We start from the raw sequence: 19,680 nt of genomic DNA, 5'->3' as shown, positions 1-19,680 counted from the left end.
GACCTGACCGTGCCGCAGCAGACATGGTCACGAATGACAGCATCACGCCACTTCAAAGTGCCTGGGGCCTGCACGTCTGCGCTGCTTCAGAATCAAATGCTGAAATATGTGATTCCGCAGCAGCATCTTTCGTCGGTGGCCGCTAAGGTTGCGGATAAACAGATAGGATTTCCAACGTGCAAGCCGATCTCACCAAGGCGCTCGACAGTTACGAGCTTACCTGTACGGACATGCTGCCGGACGATGTTCCGCGGCTGCACGAACTGTCGATCGCGGTCAATTGGCCCCACCGCCCGAAGGACTGGGAACTGGCCCTGAGCCTTGGCCGAGGATATGTCGCGCGCGACGAAATCGGCCGCGTGCTCGGATCGGCGATGTGGTTTCCGATGGGCGAGACACTCGCCTCGGTCGGCATGGTCATCACGTCCCCCCGGCTTCAGGACCATGGGGCGGGCCGCTGGCTCATGCAGCATGTTTTGTCCGATACGGCGGGGCGCAGCAAGGTGTTGAACGCCACCAAGGCGGCATACCGGCTCTATCTCTCGCTCGGGTTTTCACCACGTGCAACCGTGTTCCAGCACAATGGCATCGCCTCCAGGGTGCCGGACGGGTCGGATCATGCACTGCCGATGCTCGCCGACCACGCCGAGGCGATCGTGGCGCTTGATGCGCTGGCCTACGGCGTTGCTCGCCGGCCGGTCTTCGAGCGGCTTTTCCCGGTGTCAGAGGGCACCGTGATCCTGCGCGATGGCGTGGTACGCGGCTTTGCCCTCTGTCGCGAATTCGGTCGCGGTCGGGTGATTGGCCCTGTCGTCGCCGAGACCGAAGAGGATGCCATCGCCCTTGTCCGTCCGCATGTGATTGCCCACAAGGATCGGTTCCTGCGCATGGACACGCGCGCCGAAGACGGGCCGCTGCGCCGCTTTCTCGACGAGGCGGGGATCGCCTTCTACGACACGGTCACGACGATGACTCAGGGTGAGGTTCCATCCGGCGGTCCCGTCACCACTTTCGGTCTGGTCAACCAGGCACTGGGCTGATCGACAGTCGACCGACCGCCTATCCAAGCTGCTCGCCGCCCTCGGTCATCAGAAGTCCGCGACCTTGCCCCATGAACTCTCGTGGAAGCGGGAGGGATGGTAGGAAGACGCGTCCAGGGCGGGGATCTTGCCCATGACGAGATCGGCGATCATTTCGCCGGCCCCGGTGCCGATTCCGAAGCCGTGGCCACTGAAACCGGCAGCGAGCACGAAGCCCGGAATATCCGTCTCGCCGATGGCCGGCACGCCGTCGGGGGTGCTGTCTATGTAACCTGCCCACGCGGCGGTGACCTGACTGGCTTGAAGTGCCGGAATCAGGTCTCGCGCCCGCTTGAGCGTTTCGTTGATCTGCGACTGGTCCGGCTTCGGGTCCAGAATGCGCATGCGCTCCATTGGCGTTTCCCGGTCAAGCGACCAGCGGCTGAGCGTTTCATGTCCGGAGCGGATGCCCTCGAGGCCACCGACTGCCAGCGATCGGTGGCGCTTGAGGAACATCGGAATGAAGGTGCTGCCGAAGCGCAGCATCTGGCCGGTCGGGTCGACGCGGGCCTTGCCAGAAATGGCGAGAGTATGGCCGCCGTGGCGGGCGGTGAGGGAGACCTGAGCGGTGTGCAGCGCATCCGGCAAGCCCTCGGCATGACTCACAGACAGGATCGAGGCCCGGACCGAGGCTTGCGGAAACCGGATCCCGAGCTGGCGGCAGAAACTGGAGGCCCAGGCGCCGCCTGCCATGATGGCGGTGGGTGTGCGGATGGTGCCGCGCTCGGTGACGACGCCGCAGACCTTGCCGCCAGCAAGCTCCAGCCCGCGCACCGCGCAGTTCTGCAGCACCCGCCCACCATGCGTTTCGATGGCTCTGGCAATCAGGGGCACGGCGCGTGAGGGGTCGGCGATGCCATCCGTTGGCGAGAAGACGCCGCCCTTCCAGCGCTTGCCGGTGGCTTTGGCCCGTCCGGTCGCCTGTTCGGCGGTGAGCATGTGGGTCTCGACATTCTGTGTGCGGGCGAAGTCGCGCCAGCGCGCCCAGCCTTCCAGTTCGGCCTCGTTGTTGGACAGATACAGCAGGCCAGAGCGACGGAAACCAAGTTCGGGACCGATCTCTTCGGCCATCGCGTCCCACAAGGCGAGACTGCGGGTCGCCATCGGCAATTCGCGCGCGTCACGGTTCTGCTGACGGCACCAGCCCCAGTTCCGGCTCGACTGTTCTGCGCCAGGGCGTCCCTTTTCGACCAGGACCACCTTCACGCCGCGTCGGGCCAGATAATAGGCCGTGCAGGTTCCGACGATGCCGGCGCCGATAACGACGACATCGGCCTCCGGGGGCGTGTCGTCGGCGGTCTCGATGGTGAGAAGGGGTGCGCGCATGGATAGGCTCCTTTGGTCGTCACCCTACCGCCGCATTGTCAGGTCTGGCTGCTGCAGTGACTTTGGAACGCAGCATATTATGCTGAATTGATGCACGGAATTTCGACTTGTTTACAAAAGAAGCGGAGAGTTGGAGCGAATTTAAGCTATTCTTCGGTTGCGCGCTCGGCATTTCATGCTTAGCCTGCGCTGCAGCATGAGGGTTATCAATGAAGCTGGACCGCATCGACATCCGAATCCTGCATGAGTTGCAGAAAAATGGGCGCATCACCAATGTGGAACTGGCCGAGCTTGTGCATCTGTCGCCAAGCCCCTGCCTGATGCGGGTCAAGAAGCTGCAGCAGGCGGGCTATATCATCGGTTATGCTGCCCAGATCGACCTCGCCAAACTCGGACCGACCCTCACGGTCTTCACCGAAATCACCTTGAAGAACCACCGCAAGATGGACTTTGACCGGTTCCAGCAGGCTGCGGAGAAGGTCGAGGAGATCATCGAATGCCACCTGATCTCGGGTGGCTACGATTATCTCCTGAAATTCGTCACCGCCAGTATCGGCGACTACCAGGCGATCATGGAACGGATGATCGACATGGACATGGGCATCGACAAGTATTTCAGCTTTGTGGTGATGAAGTCACCCTTCGTGAAGTCCCATCTGCCGCTCAAGACGATCTTCCCGATGTAGCCGCGGCCGTTGCCTTCAAATCCTGCCGACAAGCCCGTTGCATCGCCTCGGTTTCATCCGCTGCGATCGGAGGTTTTGGCGCTCTCGGAAAAATCGGCCGGCAGTCCGTCCAGCCAGCCGGGATCAAGCTTGGGTACCGACGCGAAGAGCAATTTCGAATAGGGATGCCGAGCGCCTGCCGGCAACTGGTCATTGGCCAGCAGTTCAACCATTTCCCCATGCTGCATCACCATCACCTGGTCGCAGATCGATTGCACGGTCGAGAGGTCGTGGCTGATGAACACATAGGACAGGCCGAGTTCGCGCTGCAGGTCCTTCAGCAGGTCGATGATGGCGGCGGCGACGACGGTGTCGAGGGCCGATGTGATCTCGTCGCACAGGATAAGATCCGGCTTGGCGGCGAGTGCCCTGGCAAAGTTGACGCGCTGCTTCTGTCCACCGGACAATTCGCCCGGCATGCGGTGGCGCAGGGTGCGGGGCAGTTGGACCATGTCGAGCAGTTCGCCGACGCGGGCTTCCTGTGCAGCACCCGTCTCACCATGATAGAAGGCGAGGGGGCGGCCCAGAATGTCGGCGACGGAGCGCTGTGGATTGAGCGCGGTATCGGCCAGCTGGAAGACGATCTGCATCCGGCGCAGTTCTTCCTTGCTCCGCAAACCGGCCTTCGGATCCAGTTCCCGCCCGTCAAGTTGCACATGGCCGCGCACCGCCGGCAGCAACCCGGCGATCACCCGTGCGAGCGTCGACTTGCCCGAGCCGCTCTCGCCGATGAGGCCGAGATTGTGGCCTCGCTCCAGCTTGCAGCTCACATCCCGAAGGACCGTCTTGTAGGGGAGTCCGTCCGCTTGGATCGGTCCGTAGCCGGCATAGATGCCGGAAACCTCGAGAAGCGCACGTCGAATCGGGGTTTCCTGGGCTGCCGGTGTCGGTGCCACGAACGGCGTCGGCTGGAAGGCAGCGAGCAGTTGGCGGGTGTAGGGATGGTTGGCGGATTCGAGGATCTGCCGGGTGGAACCCTCTTCCTGGATTTCCCCGCCCTTCAACACGATGATGCGATCGGCGATCTGGGCGACAACCGCCAGATCATGCGAGACATAGACCCCGGCCATGCCGCCATTGCGCATCACGGACTTGAATGCGCGCAGGACTTCGATCTGGGTCGTGACGTCGAGGGCCGTGGTCGGTTCGTCGAAGATGACGAGCCTAGGGTCGCCGATCAGGGCCATCGCTGCGGCCAGGCGCTGCAACTGGCCGCCTGAGACCTGATGTGGATAGCGGTCCCCGATCGTGTCCGGATCCGGCAGAGCGAGGGCGTGGAAGAGCTCGATCGCCTTGGCCTTCGCCTCGGCGCGGGACATCAACCTGTGAATGCCCGCGACTTCGATGACCTGATCAATGAGGCGGTGGGACGGATTGAAGGCGGCGGCGGCACTTTGCGGGACATAGGCCACATCCGTGCCCCGGAGCTTCTGGCGGTCGCGCTCCGGCATGGAAACGAGGTCCTGTCCGCCGAGCAGTACCTTGCCGCCGCTGATCTGGCAGCCGCTGCGGGTGTAGCCCATCAGGGTCAGGGCGATGGTGGTCTTGCCGGAACCGCTTTCGCCGATCAGGGCGACAATCTCGCCCTCGTTGATGGTGAAGCTGACACCCTTGATGATCTCGACGCGGCGGCCGGCGTCGGTGCGCGCTTCCACGTGGAGGTCCTGGATTGCGACAAGTGGTTCGGTCATCAGGCGCGGTCCCGGATCTTGACTGGCAGATTGTCGATCAGGAGGTTGACGCTGATCGTGAGGCTGGCGATGGCGAGGCAGGGGGCAATGACGGCGGGCGCTGCAAAGGCCAGGCCGCCGATGTTTTCCTTGACCAGGGACCCCCAGTCGGCGTTCGGCGGTTGTACGCCGAGACCGAGGAAGGAGAGCCCGGACAGCAACAGCACGATGAAGACGAAGCGCAGGCCGAGATCGGCGAGCACCGGGCCGGTGATGTTCGGCAGGATCTCCTGGAAGATCAGATAGGGTGTCCTTTCGCCACGGGCGCGTGCCACGGTAACGTAGTCCATCGTGTTGCAGTTGACCGCGAGGGCCCGGGCAAAGCGGTAGGAGCCGGGGGTGTAGATGACAGCCAGCAGGATCACCAGCACCGGGATCGATGAGCCGATCGCGGCGACCATCACCAGACCGAACAGCTTGGACGGGATCGAGTTCAGGGCGTCGAGCACCCGGCTGAGAATGGCGTCGAACCAGCCTCCGGTCACGGCGGCCGTCATGCCCAGCACCACGCCGGAAAAGCAGGCGATGCACACCGCACCGAAGGAGATGCCGACGGTGTAGCGTGTTCCGAGCAGGATCCGGGAGAAGATGTCACGGCCAAGATAGTCTGAGCCCAGCCAGAGCTGTTCGGACATCGGGCCGAAGAAGTCGAAATCGACGATGTCGCCGGGGGCATGCGGCGCGAAGGTCGGGCCGATGACCGCGATCACGGCCCAGCACAGGATGATCAGGCCGGAGACGATGCCGGTCGCGTTCATCCGCATGCCGAAGCGGGGCGAGGAAACGGGTGTCTGGCTCATTTGCGCAGCCTCGGATTGGAGAGAATGGCAATGATGTCGGCGATGGTGATCAGCAGCAGGAAGCCGAAGCAGAAGATCATGGCGCAGCTCTGGATCAGCGGCAGGTCGCGGGTTGAGACCGCATCGACCATCAGCTTGGCGATGCCGGGATAGTTGAAGATCGTCTCGACGATGATCACGCCGCCCAGGAGGTAGGAGAGGGAGAGGGCAATGGCATTGGCGATCGGGCCGATGGCATTGGGCAAGGCATGGCGCAGCACCATGCGGGCGCGGGATGCACCCTTCAGCAGGGCCATTTCGACATAGGGCATCTTCAATGCGTCGATAACGGCGGCGCGGGTCATGCGGATCATCTGGGCCGAGATCACGCAGGTGAGCGTGATGACAGGCATGGCAAAGACCTTCAGCAATTGCCCGAAACTTTGGACATCATTGGCGAGTGAGAGGGCGGGCAACCACCGGAGCCAGACAGCGAAGACGAGCACCGCGAAGGTGGCGATCAGAAATTCCGGAACGGAGATGACCGAGACGACGGCCGTCGTGACCATGCGATCATAGGCGGAGCCGCGATACATGGCGGTGGTGATGCCAAGAAAGAGAGCAAGCGGGACTGCGATCGCCGTCGTGACAGCTGCCAGACGCAGGGTGTTGGCTAGCCGACCGCCGATCATGTCCGCGATCGGCATGTTGTTGGCATAGGAGATACCGAAGTCACCCTGCACCATGCCCAGGAGCCACTGGCCGTAACGGACAAGGGCTGGGGAATCGAGATGCATGGCTTCGCGCAGGCCGGCCACCGCCTCGGGTGTCGCGGCCTGGCCGAGCAGGATCTCCACGACATCGCCCGGCAGCAGCAGGGTCGCACCGAAGACGACGAAGGATACGATCAGGAGCGTGAGCAGCGTCACGCTAAGCCGGCCAAGGACCAGCAGTGTCATTTGTCCCGGCATTCTGGCTGTCCTCTGATCCAGGCGGAGGGGAGAACCGGAGGCCTATGCCTCCGGTCCGATCCTTGCAGCATGTCAGGCTTCAATCCAGACATATTCCGCCATGGCGTAGCCCATCTGCCCACCGAGCGGATTGGGCTCGAGGCCCTTCACCTTGGTCTGCTTGGCGTCCACATTGGAGAGGTAAACCGGAATGACGGTACCTGCCTCGTTGGCCACCATCGACTGCATCTCGCCATAGATCGTCTTGCGCTTTGCGGTATCCAGTTCGCCGCGCGCCTCGAGCAGCATGGCATCGAACTTCGGCGACTTGAACTGGCTTTCGTTCCACGGCGCATCCGAGGCATAAAGCAGGGAGAACAGAATGTCCGGGGTCGGGCGCGGGTTGATGTTGCCGAAATGAACCGGGGCCTTCAGCCAGTAATTCGACCAGTAGCCATCCGATGGAACGCGCTGGATGTCGAAGGTCATGCCGATCTTGCTGCCGGCCTGCTGCAGCACGGTTGCCATTTCGACCGATGCCGTGGCGGCATCAGAGGCCACGATCGGAATGGTCTGCCCAAGGAGACCGGCCTTCTCAAAGTGGAACTTCGCCTTCTCCGGATCGAAGGCCCGCGGCTTCAGGTCCGCGTTGTGGTAGGCATTCATCGGCGAGATCGGCTGGTCGTTGGCAATTTCGGCCAGGCCGCGCATCACCGACTTCTGAATGAGTTCGCGGTCGAAGAGCGACTTCACGCCCTCGATCAGGTCGAACTTGCTGCCGGGCTCCATGTCCATGCGGAAATTCAGGTTGGTGTAGTTGCCAGCGGTCGACTTGACCAGGTCGACGCCGCTTGCGTTCTCCAGCAGGCGCATGGACTGCGGCTTGATCGACGCGCCGACATGAATGTCGCCCGAGAGCACGGCGTTGACGCGGGCCATCTCGTCGGAGATCGCGAAATACTCGAAGCTGTCGACATGGGCGCCGCCGGGCTTGAAGTAGTTTTCATTGCGGCTCATCAGCGAGCGGACGCCCGGTTCGAAGCTTTCAAGTTTGAAGGCGCCGGTACCGATCCCCTTGGTGAAGTCGGTGGTGCCGTCCTGCACGATCATGAAATGGTGCATGGCCATGATGGTGGGCAGGTCGGCATTCGGCGCTGCGAGGGTGATCTCAACGGTCAGCGGGTCCACTGCCTTGATCTGTTCCATCTGCTTGGCAATCGCGTTGACCTTGGAGCCGGTCGCCTCGTCGAGGTGGCGCTTCAGCGAGTATACAACGTCGGCCGAGGTCAGGGACTTGCCGTCATGGAAGGTCACGCCCGACTTGAGCTTGACTGTCCAGACCTTGGCATCGCTGCTCTCGATACTGTCAGCGAGTTCCATGTGGAGGATGCCGCCGTCAGTCAGGAAGGTCAGCCGGCTGTAGAGCGCGCAGCAGCGGACATAGTCCGTCGAGAGTGAGGCCTTGGCCGGATCGAGCGTGTCCGATGTCGATGAGGACCAGCCGGCCGCCTTGAAATGCCCACCCTTTACCGGGGTCGCGGCGAGGGCAGAGGTTGCGCGGGCGAAGAGCGAACCACCTGCGGCGAGCCCGATGCCTCCGGCGAGAAACATGCGTAGCATGTCCCGACGTGTCGCGCCGAGACGAATTGCGTTTTCGACCATGGCGTCGTCTGCGCCGGTCCAGTTGGTAATGTCGTTTCTGCTCATCGTGGTTCCCCTTTTTTTGAGTATGCGCAGTTTCAACCTGTTGCCGGATCCTCCCGACCCTGGCGGTGTCGGATGGCCGTCGCTCGGGTGCTGGCGTTCTACGCCATCAGCCCCGTCGTCTTGTGAACCTGATCTCCCTTCAGCATTCGCCCGCCGTTTGGACAGGTGCGATCGCCGTCAGCAGCATTTTCTATCAATGGTTCGGCTCCCAAGGTCTCAGTGGCGAGAGCGCCTGAAATCCCTTGCTGAGCTCGTCTTTCGAGTAGAAGTGTGAGGCCCTTTGTTGCCTTGAATGCTCTGAATATCCTCCTCCTGCGGCAGAAAATGCCGTTTTTGGTGGGTGAATGCGATGTAGGCCTCAATAACCTCGTGCCCTGTCGATGAGGCCGGATATCGGCAAGCCGGCCTTGTGCGCCCGTATCCCGGCGATGACATGCCTTGCCCCATCATCCGCGCGGGTCTGACAGGCAATATGCGGCGTCAGCACAATCTGCTGATGTTCCCAGAAGGGATGTGCCGCCGGCAGGGGCTCTGGGTCCGTCACGTCCAGCCACGCGCTGGAGAGCTGACCGCTGGCGAGGGCTTCGAGCAGCGCCTGGTGATCGAGCTGGCGACCGCGTCCGGCGTGAACGAGGGCCGCGCCTCCCGGTAGGTTGGCGAAGAGCTCTGCATCAAGAATGCCGGTTGTCTCCGCCGTGAGCGGCAGCAAGCAGATCAAAATGTCGGTGCGCGAGAGGAAGGCGGAAAGATCAGTGAAGGTTTCCACACCCGGGATCTGCTGCGCGCTGCGGCTCCATCCGGCCAGCGGAAAGCCGAAGGGTGCAAGGGCCTGCAGTACGGCCTTGCCCAGCTGGCCGAGACCCATCACGCCGACCCTTCTTTCGCGCGCCGGAATGTTGCGTCCCGACTGCCACAGGTTTGCGGACTTCTGGCTGATGTAACGCGGCAGGTCTCGGTGCAGGCCGAGCACCGCGAGGGTGACATATTCCTGCATCTGCTCGGCCAGGCCCGGTTCCAGCATCCGGACCACGCCGACTTCCGGCGGCAGGGCCACAAGGTCAAGCTGGTCGACACCGGCACCAACGGAGAACAGGAGCTTGAGATTGGGGAAACGGTTCGCCACATCCGCAGGCGCTGTCCAGGCGACGAGATATTCCACGTTCGTCGGGTCCGGGGCTGTATTGCGGTGGAAGGGCAGGTCGGGCAGTTCTGCGGCGAAATGTGCGGCGAAGATCTCGCCGCGCTGCGCCTCTGAGGTATAGAGGACCGCCATGTCTCAGGCCATCGCCGCGCGGACATCCGGGTCCGCCAGGGTCTGGTCGAGCGTCTTGCGGGTGCGCTCGATGATCTCGGCGATTTCATCTTCCGAGCAGCAGAGTGGCGGGGCGTAGCCGAGCACACCTTGCGCAAACGCGCGGATGACGAGGCCGTTATCCCAGGCTCGATCGAAAATCCGGGTCGAGGCCTTGGCGCTCGCCGGCAGCGGGGTCTTCCGTTCCTTGTCTGTGACCAGCTCCACCGCGGCCAGCATGCCGCGACCACGCACGTCGCCGACCAGCGGATGATCCGACAGCGAGGCGAGGCCCTGCTGGAGCAAGGCGCCGGCCTTGCGGCCATTGTCGAACAGGCCGTTTTCATAGAGGTCGAGCACCGCAAGCCCGACAGCCGCGCTGACGGGATGGGCGGAATAGGTGAAGCCGTGGCCGATCGCGGCGGGGCCTGCGGCATCGGCCATCACCTGATACATATGGTCCGACAGGAAGACCGCGCCCATCGGCACGTAACCTGACGTCAGACCCTTGGCGGTGGTCATCATGTCGGGCACGATGTCCTCCTCCAGGCAGGCGAAGATGGGGCCGGTGCGGCCGAAGCCGGTGATGACCTCGTCGGCGATGAACAGAATGTCCATGGCCCTGCAGGCATCGCGCATGGCCTTGACCCAACCCTCCGGCGGCACAAGCACGCCGCCTGACCCCTGGATCGGCTCCAGATAGAAGGCCGCCACCTTGTCTGCGCCGCCCAGTTCCTCGACCTTGGCCTTGAGGGCCGCCAGCGAGGCGGCGATGATCGCCTCCGGGCTGTTACCCACCGGGTTGCGATAGCTGTAATGCGAGGGAATCTTGTGCTGCCAGGTATAGGGCACACCGAATCCGGCATGGAAGGCGGGCAGGGCAGTGAGGCCGGAGCCGACCGTGGTGGAGCCGTGATATCCCTGCTCAACGGAGATGAAGTGTTCCTTCTGCGGCTGACCCTTGGCCTGCCAGTAATAGCGCACGAAGCGGACGGTGGTATCCACCGCATCCGAACCGCCGAGCGTGAAGAAGACGTGGCTGAGATCCCCTGGTGCATGTTCGGCAAGGCGCGAAGCCAGACGGATGGCCGGTTCCGAGCCCAGGCCGAAATAGCCGGTCGCATAGGGAAGCTCGCGCAATTGCTTCGTCGCGGCCTCGATGATGCTCTCGTGTCCATAACCGGCATTGACGCACCAGAGACCGGCAAAGCCGTCGAGCAGGGTGCGACCGCGGGCATCCGTGACTGTTGCCCCCTTTGCCGATTTCAAAACACGGACACCGGCGGCTTCATGGCCGCGCCAGCTGGCGACGGGATGGATGAGATGGGCACGGTCGAGTTCGACCAGCGAATTCGCAAGCATGGGACGTCCTTTCTCTCCGGCAGCCCATCTGGCCACCGGCATAACCGTTCAGCCGAGCGCCTGTGCGGCGAGGGCAAATGTGTGAACCGGAACAGAAGCATCAGCGGTGGCCCCAAGCCGCATGGCGATGCCGCCGCCCGCATGGGCAAGGCCGTGCTCTGCCAGGAAGGGGGCAAGGCCGGTCTCTGCGCCCGTGTCCACCCGCAGGAAGCGGCCTTCGCATTCCGTCAGCATATATGACAGGAGCAGCCGGGCCTGATCTGCATCGCGGGCGATCACGGGGCCGGCTACCTCGCCGCGCCCGAAGGGGCGCAGGGCCGCATAGGCGGTGATCTGGCCGTTCTCGCGGATGGCAAGGATCGTGCCGAGGCGGAGCAGTTCGCTGATCAGCACCGTCCGGTCCATGCCGGTGGCGGCCTTGTCGAGTTGAGCCAGAACGGAAGCATCCGAGGCGCTTGCCAGATGCAGCCCGTCAACAGCGTTTGCGGCGGGGGCGGGCACATGCTCCGGTGCCTGTGCCATACCCTGATGCTGAAGGATTTCGCCCACGGCCCGAAAGCCGAGCTTTTCGTAAAGCGGCAGGCCTTCGAGGGTGGCGACGAGCCGCCATTCTCTTGGGTGCAGCAGGCTCATCACGCTGGTCATCATCTTGCGTCCAAGACCTCTGCCGCGCATGCGCCCGTCCACGATGATCATGTTGATCGTCGCGGTGTCGCCGAAGGGCGTGGCAAGGGCGGTGGCAACGACTTCGCCGTTCTCGATGGCAACGACGCCTTTCGACAGGCTCAGGAAGAGGCTCCAGTCTTCGGCCCTGTGCGGCCATTTCTCAGCCTGCGACAGGCGCAGGGCCCCGGCAAGATGTCTGGGCTCCATCGGCTGGATGGTGAAGGTGTCATCGGTCAGCATGTGAACCTGCGCTGGAGAACGGTTGATGTCTTCAGCCTAAGTCGTGTCCCAACGAAGATGCCGCGCTTGCTCTCCACACTGGCGGTATCTTCCGCTGTTCGTTCACCTCTTCGAAGCATGATCTGCCAAGCGGATGAAGCAGGCGGGGGCACCGCGGGGGGGCGGTGCCTTGCCCCGCCGCAATAAGGTGCCGTCATGGCTACCCGATACGGCGGAATGTGCTTCGGGACGGGGTGAAAGCGGCGGTGGCTTTTCCAAGGGCTGTCTAGGATAGGTTCAAAGGCCCGGTTCGGCCTCCGCTTCCACCTTCCGCCATCCGGCATCTGCAGCACGGGGATAAAGATGACCTTCCGCCCGAAATACGTGACCTTCGACTGCTACGGCACCCTGATCAACTTCGACATGGCTGGTGCCGCTCGGCGCATCTATGGCGATATGCTGGACGAAGCCCGCATGACCGTGTTCATCCGCGACTTTGCGGCCTATCGCATGGATGAAGTGCTGGGTGCCTGGAAGCCCTATGCCGATGTTGTACACAACGCCTTGAAGCGCAGCTGCAAGCGCAATGGCGTGATCTTTCGCGAGGAAGATGCGTTGCGTGTCTATCATGAGGTTCCGACCTGGGGCCCGCATCCGGATGTGCCGGAAGGTCTGGCCAAACTGGCCAGGGAGATCCCTCTCGTCATCCTCTCCAACGCCATGAACAGCCAGATCATGTCGAATGTCGAAAAACTCGGCGCGCCCTTCCACAAGGTGATCACCGCCGAAGATGCCGGCAGCTACAAGCCGCAGATGAACGGCTTCGAATACATGTTCGACGTGCTGGGCTGCGGTCCTGAGGACGTGACCCATGTGTCGTCCTCTTTCCGTTATGACCTGATGACGGCTTACGACCTCGGCATCAAGTCCAAGGTCTGGGTCAACCGCCGGCACGAGCCCGCCAATCCCTTCTACGAATACACCGAGATCAAGGACATTTCCGGCCTGCCCGGCGTGTTCGGTATCTGAAATTCGGCGGCGATCCGCGCAAGCTCCGGGAACTGATCCATGAAATTCGCATCCTATTGGCAGGATACGGCGCCCGCTTTCACAGGGGGCTCTACGACATCCCCGTCCGGGCACTATGATGTAGCCGTGATCGGGGCCGGTTTCACCGGCCTTGGCGCGGCGCGGCGTCTGGCCATGGAGGGCCGCCGGGTCATCGTGCTGGAGGCGGAAACGGTTGGCTTCGGCGCCTCGGGCCGCAATGGTGGGCATCTCAACAATGGGGTGGCCCACAGCTTCACCGGCGCCATCGCCACCTATGGCGTGGAGACGGCTAAGGCCATGTACAAGGCCTTTGACGATGGCATCGACACCATAGAGCGGATCATCGCCGAAGAGGGCATTGATTGCAATTTCCGTCGCGCCGGCAAGCTGAAGCTCGCCTCCAAGCCGCAGCACTATGAAGGACTTGCCCGCAACCTCGAAGCCATCAACCGCACGGTCGATCCCGATACGGCGATGCTAACCAGAGCGGAGCTTGCGGGCGAGATCGGTTCGGACATCTTCCACGGTGCCATGCTGCAGAAGAAGAGCGCCATGATGCATATGGGCCGCTTCGTCGTGGGGCTGGCGGAAGCGGCCGCGCGGCACGGGGCGGAGATCCATGAGAAGACGCCGGTCACCGGTCGCCGTCAGACTACTGCCGGCCATGAGCTGGAAACGCCCGAGGGCATCGTGCGGGCGACGAAGGTGGTGCTGGCGACCGGTGCCTATACGCCGAAAACCTTCAGCTACTTCCGTCGCCGCATCGTGCCGGTCGGCAGTTTCCTTTTGGCCACCCGCCCACTGACGGAGACGGAGGTCCAGTCTGTGATGCCGGGCAATCGCACCTGCGTCACCTCGCTCAATGTCGGAAATTACTTCCGCCTCGCCCCCGACAACCGCCTGATCTTCGGTGGACGCGCGCGTTTCTCAGCCACCTCGAACCAGACCTCGGACGAGAAAAGCGGCCGCATCCTCAAGGACGCGCTCCAGGGTATCTTCCCGCAGCTGGGCGATATCGCTGTTGACTATTGCTGGGGCGGCCTCGTCGACATGACCAAGGACCGCTTTCCCCGCGCCGGTGAGGCGGACGGTGTTCACTTCGCCATGGGCTATTCCGGCCACGGGGCGCAGATCGCCACCCATATGGGCGAAATCATCGCCGACCAGATCCTCGGTCGCGTCCGGAGCAATCCCTGGGCCGAGCTCCCCTGGCCCGCCATTCCCGGCCATCTTGGCCAGCCGTGGTTCCTGCCGCTGGTGGGGGCCTACTACAAGTTCAAGGACCGGATCGGTTAGTCAGGTCCGGGCAGGCAAAGCCGGGGCAAGCATTGAAAAGGGGCGGGCCTTGAGCCCGCCCCTTTCGTTTCAGAGCCCGCCGATGTGGAAGGCCTTGGTCTCCAGATATTCCTCGATGCCTTCTCGTGCGCCCTCGCGGCCAAGGCCGGATTGCTTGATGCCGCCGAAGGGGGAAACGGCCATGGAGATGGCGCCGGTGTTCAGGCCGACCATGCCCGATTCCAGCGCTTCGCCCACGCGCCAGGCGCGGGCCATGTCGCGGGTGTAGAAATAGGCGGCAAGGCCGAAGGGGGTGTCGTTGGCGATGGCCACGGCTTCTTCTTCCGTCTCGAAGCGGAAGAGCGGGGCGACCGGGCCGAATGTTTCCTCGCTTGCCAACTGCATGTCCGTGGTGCAGCCGGTCAGTACCGCCGGGGCGGCAAACTGGCTGCCTTCCGGCGTTGCGGCCTTAGCGGCGATGCTTGCGCCCTTGGCGACGGCGTCGGCCACGTGGCGCTCGATCTTTTCCACCGCCGCGCGGTTGATCATCGGTCCGATGGCCACGCCCGCCTCAAGACCTGAGCCCACCTTCATGGCGGCCACACGCGCTGAGAGCTTCGCGGCGAAGGCATCGTAGATGCCGGATTGGACGAGAATGCGGTTGGAGCAGACGCAGGTCTGGCCACCATTGCGAAACTTGGAGGCGATCGCCCCGTCAACGGCGGCATCCAGATCCGCATCGTCAAAGACGAGGAAGGGTGCATTGCCGCCAAGCTCCAGGCTCAGCCGTTTCACCGTCGGCGCACACTGGGCCATCAAGAGCGAGCCCACGCGTGTGGAGCCGGTAAACGACAGCTTGCGGACCACCGGGCTGGCCGTGAGTTCGGCTCCGATCTCTGCCGGCAGGCCGGTGAGGATGTTGATCACACCTGCCGGAATGCCCGCCCGCTCGGCCAGCACGGCGAGCGCCAGCGCCGAATAAGGGGTAAAGTCGGAGGGCTTGATCACCACGGTGCAGCCGGCAGCCAGCGCCGGGGCCACCTTGCGGGTGATCATGGCATTGGGGAAGTTCCACGGGGTGATGATCGCCGATACACCCACCGGCTCCTTGAGGGCCAGGATCTTCCGATCTGATGTGGGCGAGGGGATGATGCCCCCCTCGATGCGCCGGGCTTCCTCGGCAAACCACTTCACGAAAGAGGCGCCATAGGTGATCTCACCCTTGGCCTCGGCCAGCGGCTTGCCCTGTTCGAGCGTCAGGATCAGCGCAAGATCATCGGCATGGGCTTCCATCAGGGTGAACCAGCGCTCGAGCTTTGCCGCCCGTTCGGCATTCGGCACCTGGCGCCAGCTGCGGAAGGCCACATCTGCCGCTTCTATGGCGCGGCGGGTGTCCTCAGCGGACATGTCCGGCACCGTGCCGATCGCCTTGCCGGTGGCCGGATTGGTGATCTCGATGGTCCTGCCCGTCGAGGCATCGCACCAGACACCGCCAATCACGCTTTGCTGGCGGAAGAGGTCCTTGTCCTTGAGGCTTGGCAGAAGGTCGGCGAGTGCTATCGTCATGTCGGTTTCCTCAATCCAGAGCCGCAAGAACGGCGTGGGTAATGTCATCGGTCTTGTCGCGGCCCGGCACAGTGCCGATACCGCGTGCGGTGGTCGTTTCCATCGCGGCCATGATGCGTGAGGCGGCTTCGGGCTCACCCAGATGCTCCAGCATCATCGCGGCAGACCAGATGGCGGCCAGCGGATTGGCGATGCCGAGATGGGCAATATCGGGTGCGGAGCCATGCACCGGCTCGAACATCGACGGGGCGGTGCGGTCGGGGTTGATGTTGGCAGAGGCGGCAAAGCCGAGACCGCCCTGAATAGCTGCACCTAGATCCGTCAGGATGTCGCCGAAAAGGTTGGACGCGACCACCACATCGAGGCTTTGCGGGTCCATCACCATGCGTGCCGCGATGGCATCGATGTGATAGTGGCTGACCGTCACGTCGGGATAGTCTGCGGCGACCTCCTTCGTCACCTCGTCCCAGAACACCATCGAGTATTTCTGCGCATTGGATTTGGTGACCGAAGCCAGCTTGCCGCTGCGCTTGCGGGCCTGCTCGAAGCCGAAGCGCAGTATGCGCTCGACGCCGGCGCGGGTGAAGATGGCGGTCTCGACGGCCACCTCGTCCTTCGTGCCCTGATGCACGCGCCCGCCGGCGCCCGAATATTCGCCTTCGGTGTTCTCGCGGATGCAGAGAATGTCGAAGCCGCCCTTGCGCAGCGGGCCTTCCACACCGGGCAGAAGCCGGTGCGGGCGGATATTGGCATATTGCACGAACGCCTTGCGGATCGGCAGCAGCAGGCCATGCAGGGAGACCGAATCCGGCACCTTTTCGGGCCAGCCGACCGCACCCAGATAGATGGCGTCAAATCCACGCAGAGTCTCGATGCCATCCTGCGGCATCATCTGCCCGGTCTGCAGATAGAAATCGCAGGACCAGGGGAAGGTGACGGTTTCAAGCCTGCCCGGCAGGGCCTTTCCAGCAACGGCAAGCGCTGCCTGCGTGACCGTGATACCGATCCCGTCACCGGGAATGAGGGCGATGCGATAGGGTGCCATGGGTTCTCACAGGTCGATGAGCACGCTCTTCGAGCGGCGGTTGGCGTGGTAGGCGTCGCGGCCGAGATCCTTGCCGATGCCGGAGGACTTGTAGCCCCCCGTCGGCAGGATGTGGTCGCGCGAGCGCCCGTAACGATTGATCCAGATGGTGCCCGCCTCGATGCGCTCCAGGCTCTTCAGAGCCCGGGAGAGGTCACGGGTATAGATCCCGGCGGCAAGGCCATAGGTGGGATGTTCCGCCAGCGTGAAGGCCTCTTCGTCGGTCTCAAAAGTCTGCAAGGTCAGCACCGGCCCGAACACTTCCTCGCGCACGGCGGTGTTGTCTTGGGCAACATTGGTGAGCAGCGTCGGCTGGTAGAAGTAACCCGGGTAGTCCATCTCGCGCGCGCCGGCGAGCACCTCTGCACCCTCGCTGATCGCCGCCTGCACAAGGCTATGCACGCGAGCGCGCTGGCGGCCAGAAATGCAGGGGGAATAGGTGGTTGTCTCGTCCCAGCCATGTCCGGGCTGGTGGCCGCTCATCAGTGTTATCAGTCGCTCCGCCAGTTCACCGGCGATGCTGGCATGGGCGATTACCCGGCTGCCCGCGACGCAGGCCTGGCCGCCGTTGAACAGGATCGAGCGAGCGATGCAATCAGCGGCCAGCGCGATGTCGGCATCGGCAAAGACGAGCTGCGGGCTCTTGCCGCCAAGCTCCAGTGTCATCGGCTTGATGCCGGTGCGCGCGATATTCGCCATGATGGCCGCCCCTGCGCCGGTGGAGCCGGTGAAGCTGACTTTGGCGATATCCGGGTGGCCGGTCAGCGCATTGCCGGTGACAGGGCCATCGCCGAGCACCACGTTGACGAGCCCGGCGGGAATGCCTGCCTCGACGGAGAGTTCTGCCATGCGCAGCGTGGCGAAGGGCGTCATTTCGGAGGGTTTCAGCACCACCGCATTTCCTGCGGCGAGCGCGGGCGCCATCTTCCACCCGGCCATGGAGAGGGGGAAATTCCACGGCGTGATGGCGCCGACGACACCATAGGGCTCCGTCACGATCATGCCGAACTGGCCCCCGGCAGTCGGCACGACGGCGCCGCCCTCCTTGTCGGCGAGCTCGGCAAAGAAGCGGATCTGCTCCGCCGTTACGGCAATGTCACCGGCGATCAACTGGTTTATCAGGCGGGTAGACGGCACGGCTTCCAGCTGCGCCAGTTCCAGCCCATGCTGTTCGATCAGATCCGCCCAGCGAAGCAGTGCATTGGTCCGCTCACGCGGGCGGCAGGTGCCCCAGCCACTCTCCTTCTGCGCCTTGCGGGCGGTGCTGACCGCCCGGTCCACCATGGCCGCATCAGCGACCGGGCAGCCGGCGAATTCGATGCCATCCGAGGGGCGGTGCATGGCCAAGACAGGCGCATCCTCCACGAAGCTGCCGCCGATGAAGTGGCCGGACCGGAAGGGGATGGAGGCGGGATCGAAGGAGAGGGACATTGTTCGGGCTCCGGTAAGTCTGCGGCGATCCTAGTGGTGGGCGCCCGCAACCATCCGCCATTTGTCCGGAGCGGGCGGCGGATTGCTCTGTTCGCAAGGCTGCGCACGCAATTCTGTGCGGCGGCCCTTCCGCCGGGCGTGGCGCCAGGGAAGGGATGGGGCAGCTTTGCCGCAGGATCTCCTGCGCCAAGGCGCCTCTTCGGCATGAACTGCGCGGCAAAGCGCGGATGATGGTCGACAACACGTGATTGATTGAAAAGGGGATCTTGCGAATGGGTGTTTCTGGTGCAGCTCTTTCGGTCGAGGCGCTGCTGGCCGATCTCGTGTCCTTCCCCTTGCTGCCGGGTGCGGGGAATGACGCGATTGCCCAGTATGTGCGGGGCTATCTCGCCTCCCAGGGGGGGGAGTGTGCCGTACTGCCCGGACCGGAAGGCGATCGGGTGAACCTCTTTGCCACCATCGGCCCGAGGGACATGCCCGGTTATGTGCTCTCGGGCCATATGGATGTTGTCTCGGTCGAGGGGCAGGTGTGGTCAGCAGATCCTTTCCGCCTGAGTGATCACGGCGGGCGGCTGACGGCTCGCGGCACCACCGATATGAAAGGCTTTCTCGCCTGCATGCTGGCGTCGGTTCCCGTGTTCAAGGCGGCAGGCCTCAAACGTCCGGTGCATCTCGCTTTTTCCTATGACGAGGAAATCGGCTGTCGCGGCGTTCCGCATATGATTGCAAAATTACCGGACCTCTGCGCGCCGCCTGCAGGCTGTATCGTCGGCGAGCCCTCCGACATGCGACCGGTGCTCTCCCACAAGGGAAAACAGGCGATCGAGATCACCTTCACCGGCAAGGCGGCGCACAGCTCGCAGCCGGCGCAGGGCGAGAACGCCCTCTATCCAGCAGCGGAGCTGCTGCTGTTTATCCGCGACCTTTCGGCGCGCATGGAAGCGGAAGGCCCGTTCGACCCGCGTTTTTCACCGCCGTCCTCGACAGTCGTGGCTGGCATCGTGTCGGGCGGGAGCGCGGTCAACATCATTCCTGATCTGTGCCGTCTCGCCTTCGAGGTGCGCTCGGTGCCAGGCGTGGCGCCTCAGGACGTGAGCGCCAAGGTTCTGGAAGAACTGGATGCACTGGTCACATTGGCCAAGGCGGAAGGGCGATTGCTATCGGCCAACTGGAAGGAGCTTTCGAGTTATCCTGCGCTGGCGCCGACCCAGGATGCGGACTTCGTCGCGCTTGTGGAACGGCTGTCGGACGGTGCGGCGATACCGTCGGTGAGCTACGGCACGGAGGCCGGCCTGTTCCAGGCGGCGGGTATTCCCTCGATCATCTGCGGCCCGGGCTCGATCACCCGCGCCCACCGTCCAGACGAGTACATCCTCCGGGAGGAACTCGCGGCCTGCATGACCATGCTGGAACGGCTGGCGAGAGAACTGGCGGCCTGAA

At 63.4% G+C, this 19,680-nt stretch carries 16 protein-coding genes; 5 read left to right on the top strand and 11 right to left on the bottom strand.

Annotation, left to right across the window (positions count from 1 at the left end):
• The first annotated feature begins 176 nt into the window (after window positions 1-176).
• Window positions 177-1,040 carry a GNAT family N-acetyltransferase gene (locus J2045_RS17200; RefSeq protein ID WP_307374971.1) on the top strand — a complete coding sequence of 288 codons (864 nt, stop codon included), beginning with the start codon at window positions 177-179 and terminating at the stop codon, window positions 1,038-1,040.
• A 48-nt stretch (window positions 1,041-1,088) separates the two neighbouring features.
• Here the strand turns inward: J2045_RS17200 and J2045_RS17195 are convergent, their stop codons facing one another.
• Complete coding sequence (locus J2045_RS17195; RefSeq protein WP_307374968.1) at window positions 1,089-2,405, bottom strand: NAD(P)/FAD-dependent oxidoreductase; 1,317 nt, start codon at window positions 2,403-2,405, stop codon at window positions 1,089-1,091.
• A gap of 209 nt (window positions 2,406-2,614) precedes the next feature.
• Here J2045_RS17195 and J2045_RS17190 point away from each other — a divergent pair, with 209 nt between their 5' ends.
• On the top strand, window positions 2,615-3,091 hold the full coding sequence (locus tag J2045_RS17190) for an Lrp/AsnC family transcriptional regulator (protein ID WP_166599821.1): 477 nt from the start codon (window positions 2,615-2,617) through the stop codon (window positions 3,089-3,091).
• A gap of 53 nt (window positions 3,092-3,144) precedes the next feature.
• On the opposite strand, the gene J2045_RS17185 is transcribed toward J2045_RS17190, so the two are convergent.
• The 7 genes from J2045_RS17185 to J2045_RS17155 form a co-directional block, all read right to left on the bottom strand.
• A complete protein-coding gene (locus tag J2045_RS17185; RefSeq protein WP_307374965.1) occupies window positions 3,145-4,821 on the bottom strand; it encodes an ABC transporter ATP-binding protein in 1,677 nt (558 codons plus the stop codon).
• Window positions 4,821-5,660: an ABC transporter permease gene (locus J2045_RS17180; RefSeq protein ID WP_307374963.1), complete on the bottom strand. Its 840-nt coding sequence runs from the start codon at window positions 5,658-5,660 to the stop codon at window positions 4,821-4,823. The genes J2045_RS17185 and J2045_RS17180 overlap by 1 nt, the downstream gene beginning before the upstream one ends.
• Window positions 5,657-6,610 (bottom strand): ABC transporter permease, encoded by a 954-nt coding sequence (locus J2045_RS17175; protein ID WP_307374962.1) that lies wholly within the window; start codon window positions 6,608-6,610, stop codon window positions 5,657-5,659. Before J2045_RS17175 ends, J2045_RS17180 begins: the two co-directional genes overlap by 4 nt.
• A gap of 72 nt (window positions 6,611-6,682) precedes the next feature.
• Complete coding sequence (locus tag J2045_RS17170; protein WP_307374960.1) at window positions 6,683-8,296, bottom strand: ABC transporter substrate-binding protein; 1,614 nt, start codon at window positions 8,294-8,296, stop codon at window positions 6,683-6,685.
• 358 nt (window positions 8,297-8,654) lie between these two features.
• Complete coding sequence (locus J2045_RS17165) at window positions 8,655-9,569, bottom strand: 2-hydroxyacid dehydrogenase (protein ID WP_307374957.1); 915 nt, start codon at window positions 9,567-9,569, stop codon at window positions 8,655-8,657.
• A gap of 3 nt (window positions 9,570-9,572) precedes the next feature.
• Window positions 9,573-10,949: an aspartate aminotransferase family protein gene (locus J2045_RS17160; RefSeq protein WP_307374955.1), complete on the bottom strand. Its 1,377-nt coding sequence runs from the start codon at window positions 10,947-10,949 to the stop codon at window positions 9,573-9,575.
• 48 nt (window positions 10,950-10,997) lie between these two features.
• The gene (locus tag J2045_RS17155) at window positions 10,998-11,855 is read right to left on the bottom strand and encodes a GNAT family N-acetyltransferase (RefSeq protein ID WP_307374953.1); all 858 of its coding nucleotides are present in this window, start codon (window positions 11,853-11,855) and stop codon (window positions 10,998-11,000) included.
• A 342-nt stretch (window positions 11,856-12,197) separates the two neighbouring features.
• Here J2045_RS17155 and J2045_RS17150 point away from each other — a divergent pair, with 342 nt between their 5' ends.
• Together J2045_RS17150 and J2045_RS17145 are read left to right on the top strand one after the other, a co-directional pair.
• Window positions 12,198-12,863, top strand: coding sequence for a haloacid dehalogenase type II (locus tag J2045_RS17150; protein ID WP_166599829.1), 666 nt, complete (start codon window positions 12,198-12,200; stop codon window positions 12,861-12,863).
• Between the two features lie 39 nt (window positions 12,864-12,902).
• Window positions 12,903-14,180 carry an NAD(P)/FAD-dependent oxidoreductase gene (locus J2045_RS17145; protein WP_307374951.1) on the top strand — a complete coding sequence of 426 codons (1,278 nt, stop codon included), beginning with the start codon at window positions 12,903-12,905 and terminating at the stop codon, window positions 14,178-14,180.
• 69 nt (window positions 14,181-14,249) lie between these two features.
• Here J2045_RS17145 and J2045_RS17140 read toward each other — a convergent pair whose 3' ends face one another.
• The 3 genes from J2045_RS17140 to J2045_RS17130 are packed head-to-tail and all read right to left on the bottom strand — an operon-like array spanning window position 14,250 to window position 18,240.
• Entirely contained in the window at window positions 14,250-15,725 is a 1,476-nt protein-coding gene (locus J2045_RS17140; protein ID WP_370873156.1) for an NAD-dependent succinate-semialdehyde dehydrogenase, read from the bottom strand.
• Between the two features lie 10 nt (window positions 15,726-15,735).
• Window positions 15,736-16,770, bottom strand: coding sequence for a tartrate dehydrogenase (locus tag J2045_RS17135; protein WP_307374949.1), 1,035 nt, complete (start codon window positions 16,768-16,770; stop codon window positions 15,736-15,738).
• 6 nt (window positions 16,771-16,776) lie between these two features.
• Window positions 16,777-18,240, bottom strand: coding sequence for an aldehyde dehydrogenase family protein (locus J2045_RS17130; RefSeq protein ID WP_307374947.1), 1,464 nt, complete (start codon window positions 18,238-18,240; stop codon window positions 16,777-16,779).
• Window positions 18,241-18,512: 272 nt separating this feature from the next.
• Between J2045_RS17130 and argE the strand changes: the two genes are divergently transcribed.
• Window positions 18,513-19,679, top strand: a complete 1,167-nt coding sequence (argE, locus tag J2045_RS17125; RefSeq protein ID WP_307374945.1) for an acetylornithine deacetylase — start codon at window positions 18,513-18,515, stop codon at window positions 19,677-19,679.
• The last annotated feature ends 1 nt before the right edge of the window (window position 19,680 follow it).

Origin of the sequence: Peteryoungia aggregata LMG 23059 (assembly GCF_030814435.1) — a bacterium.
In the GTDB taxonomy this organism is placed as follows: domain Bacteria; phylum Pseudomonadota; class Alphaproteobacteria; order Rhizobiales; family Rhizobiaceae; genus Allorhizobium; species Allorhizobium aggregatum.
Note: the sequence above shows the minus strand (reverse complement) of the source record. Positions and strands in the feature narration are given on the sequence as shown.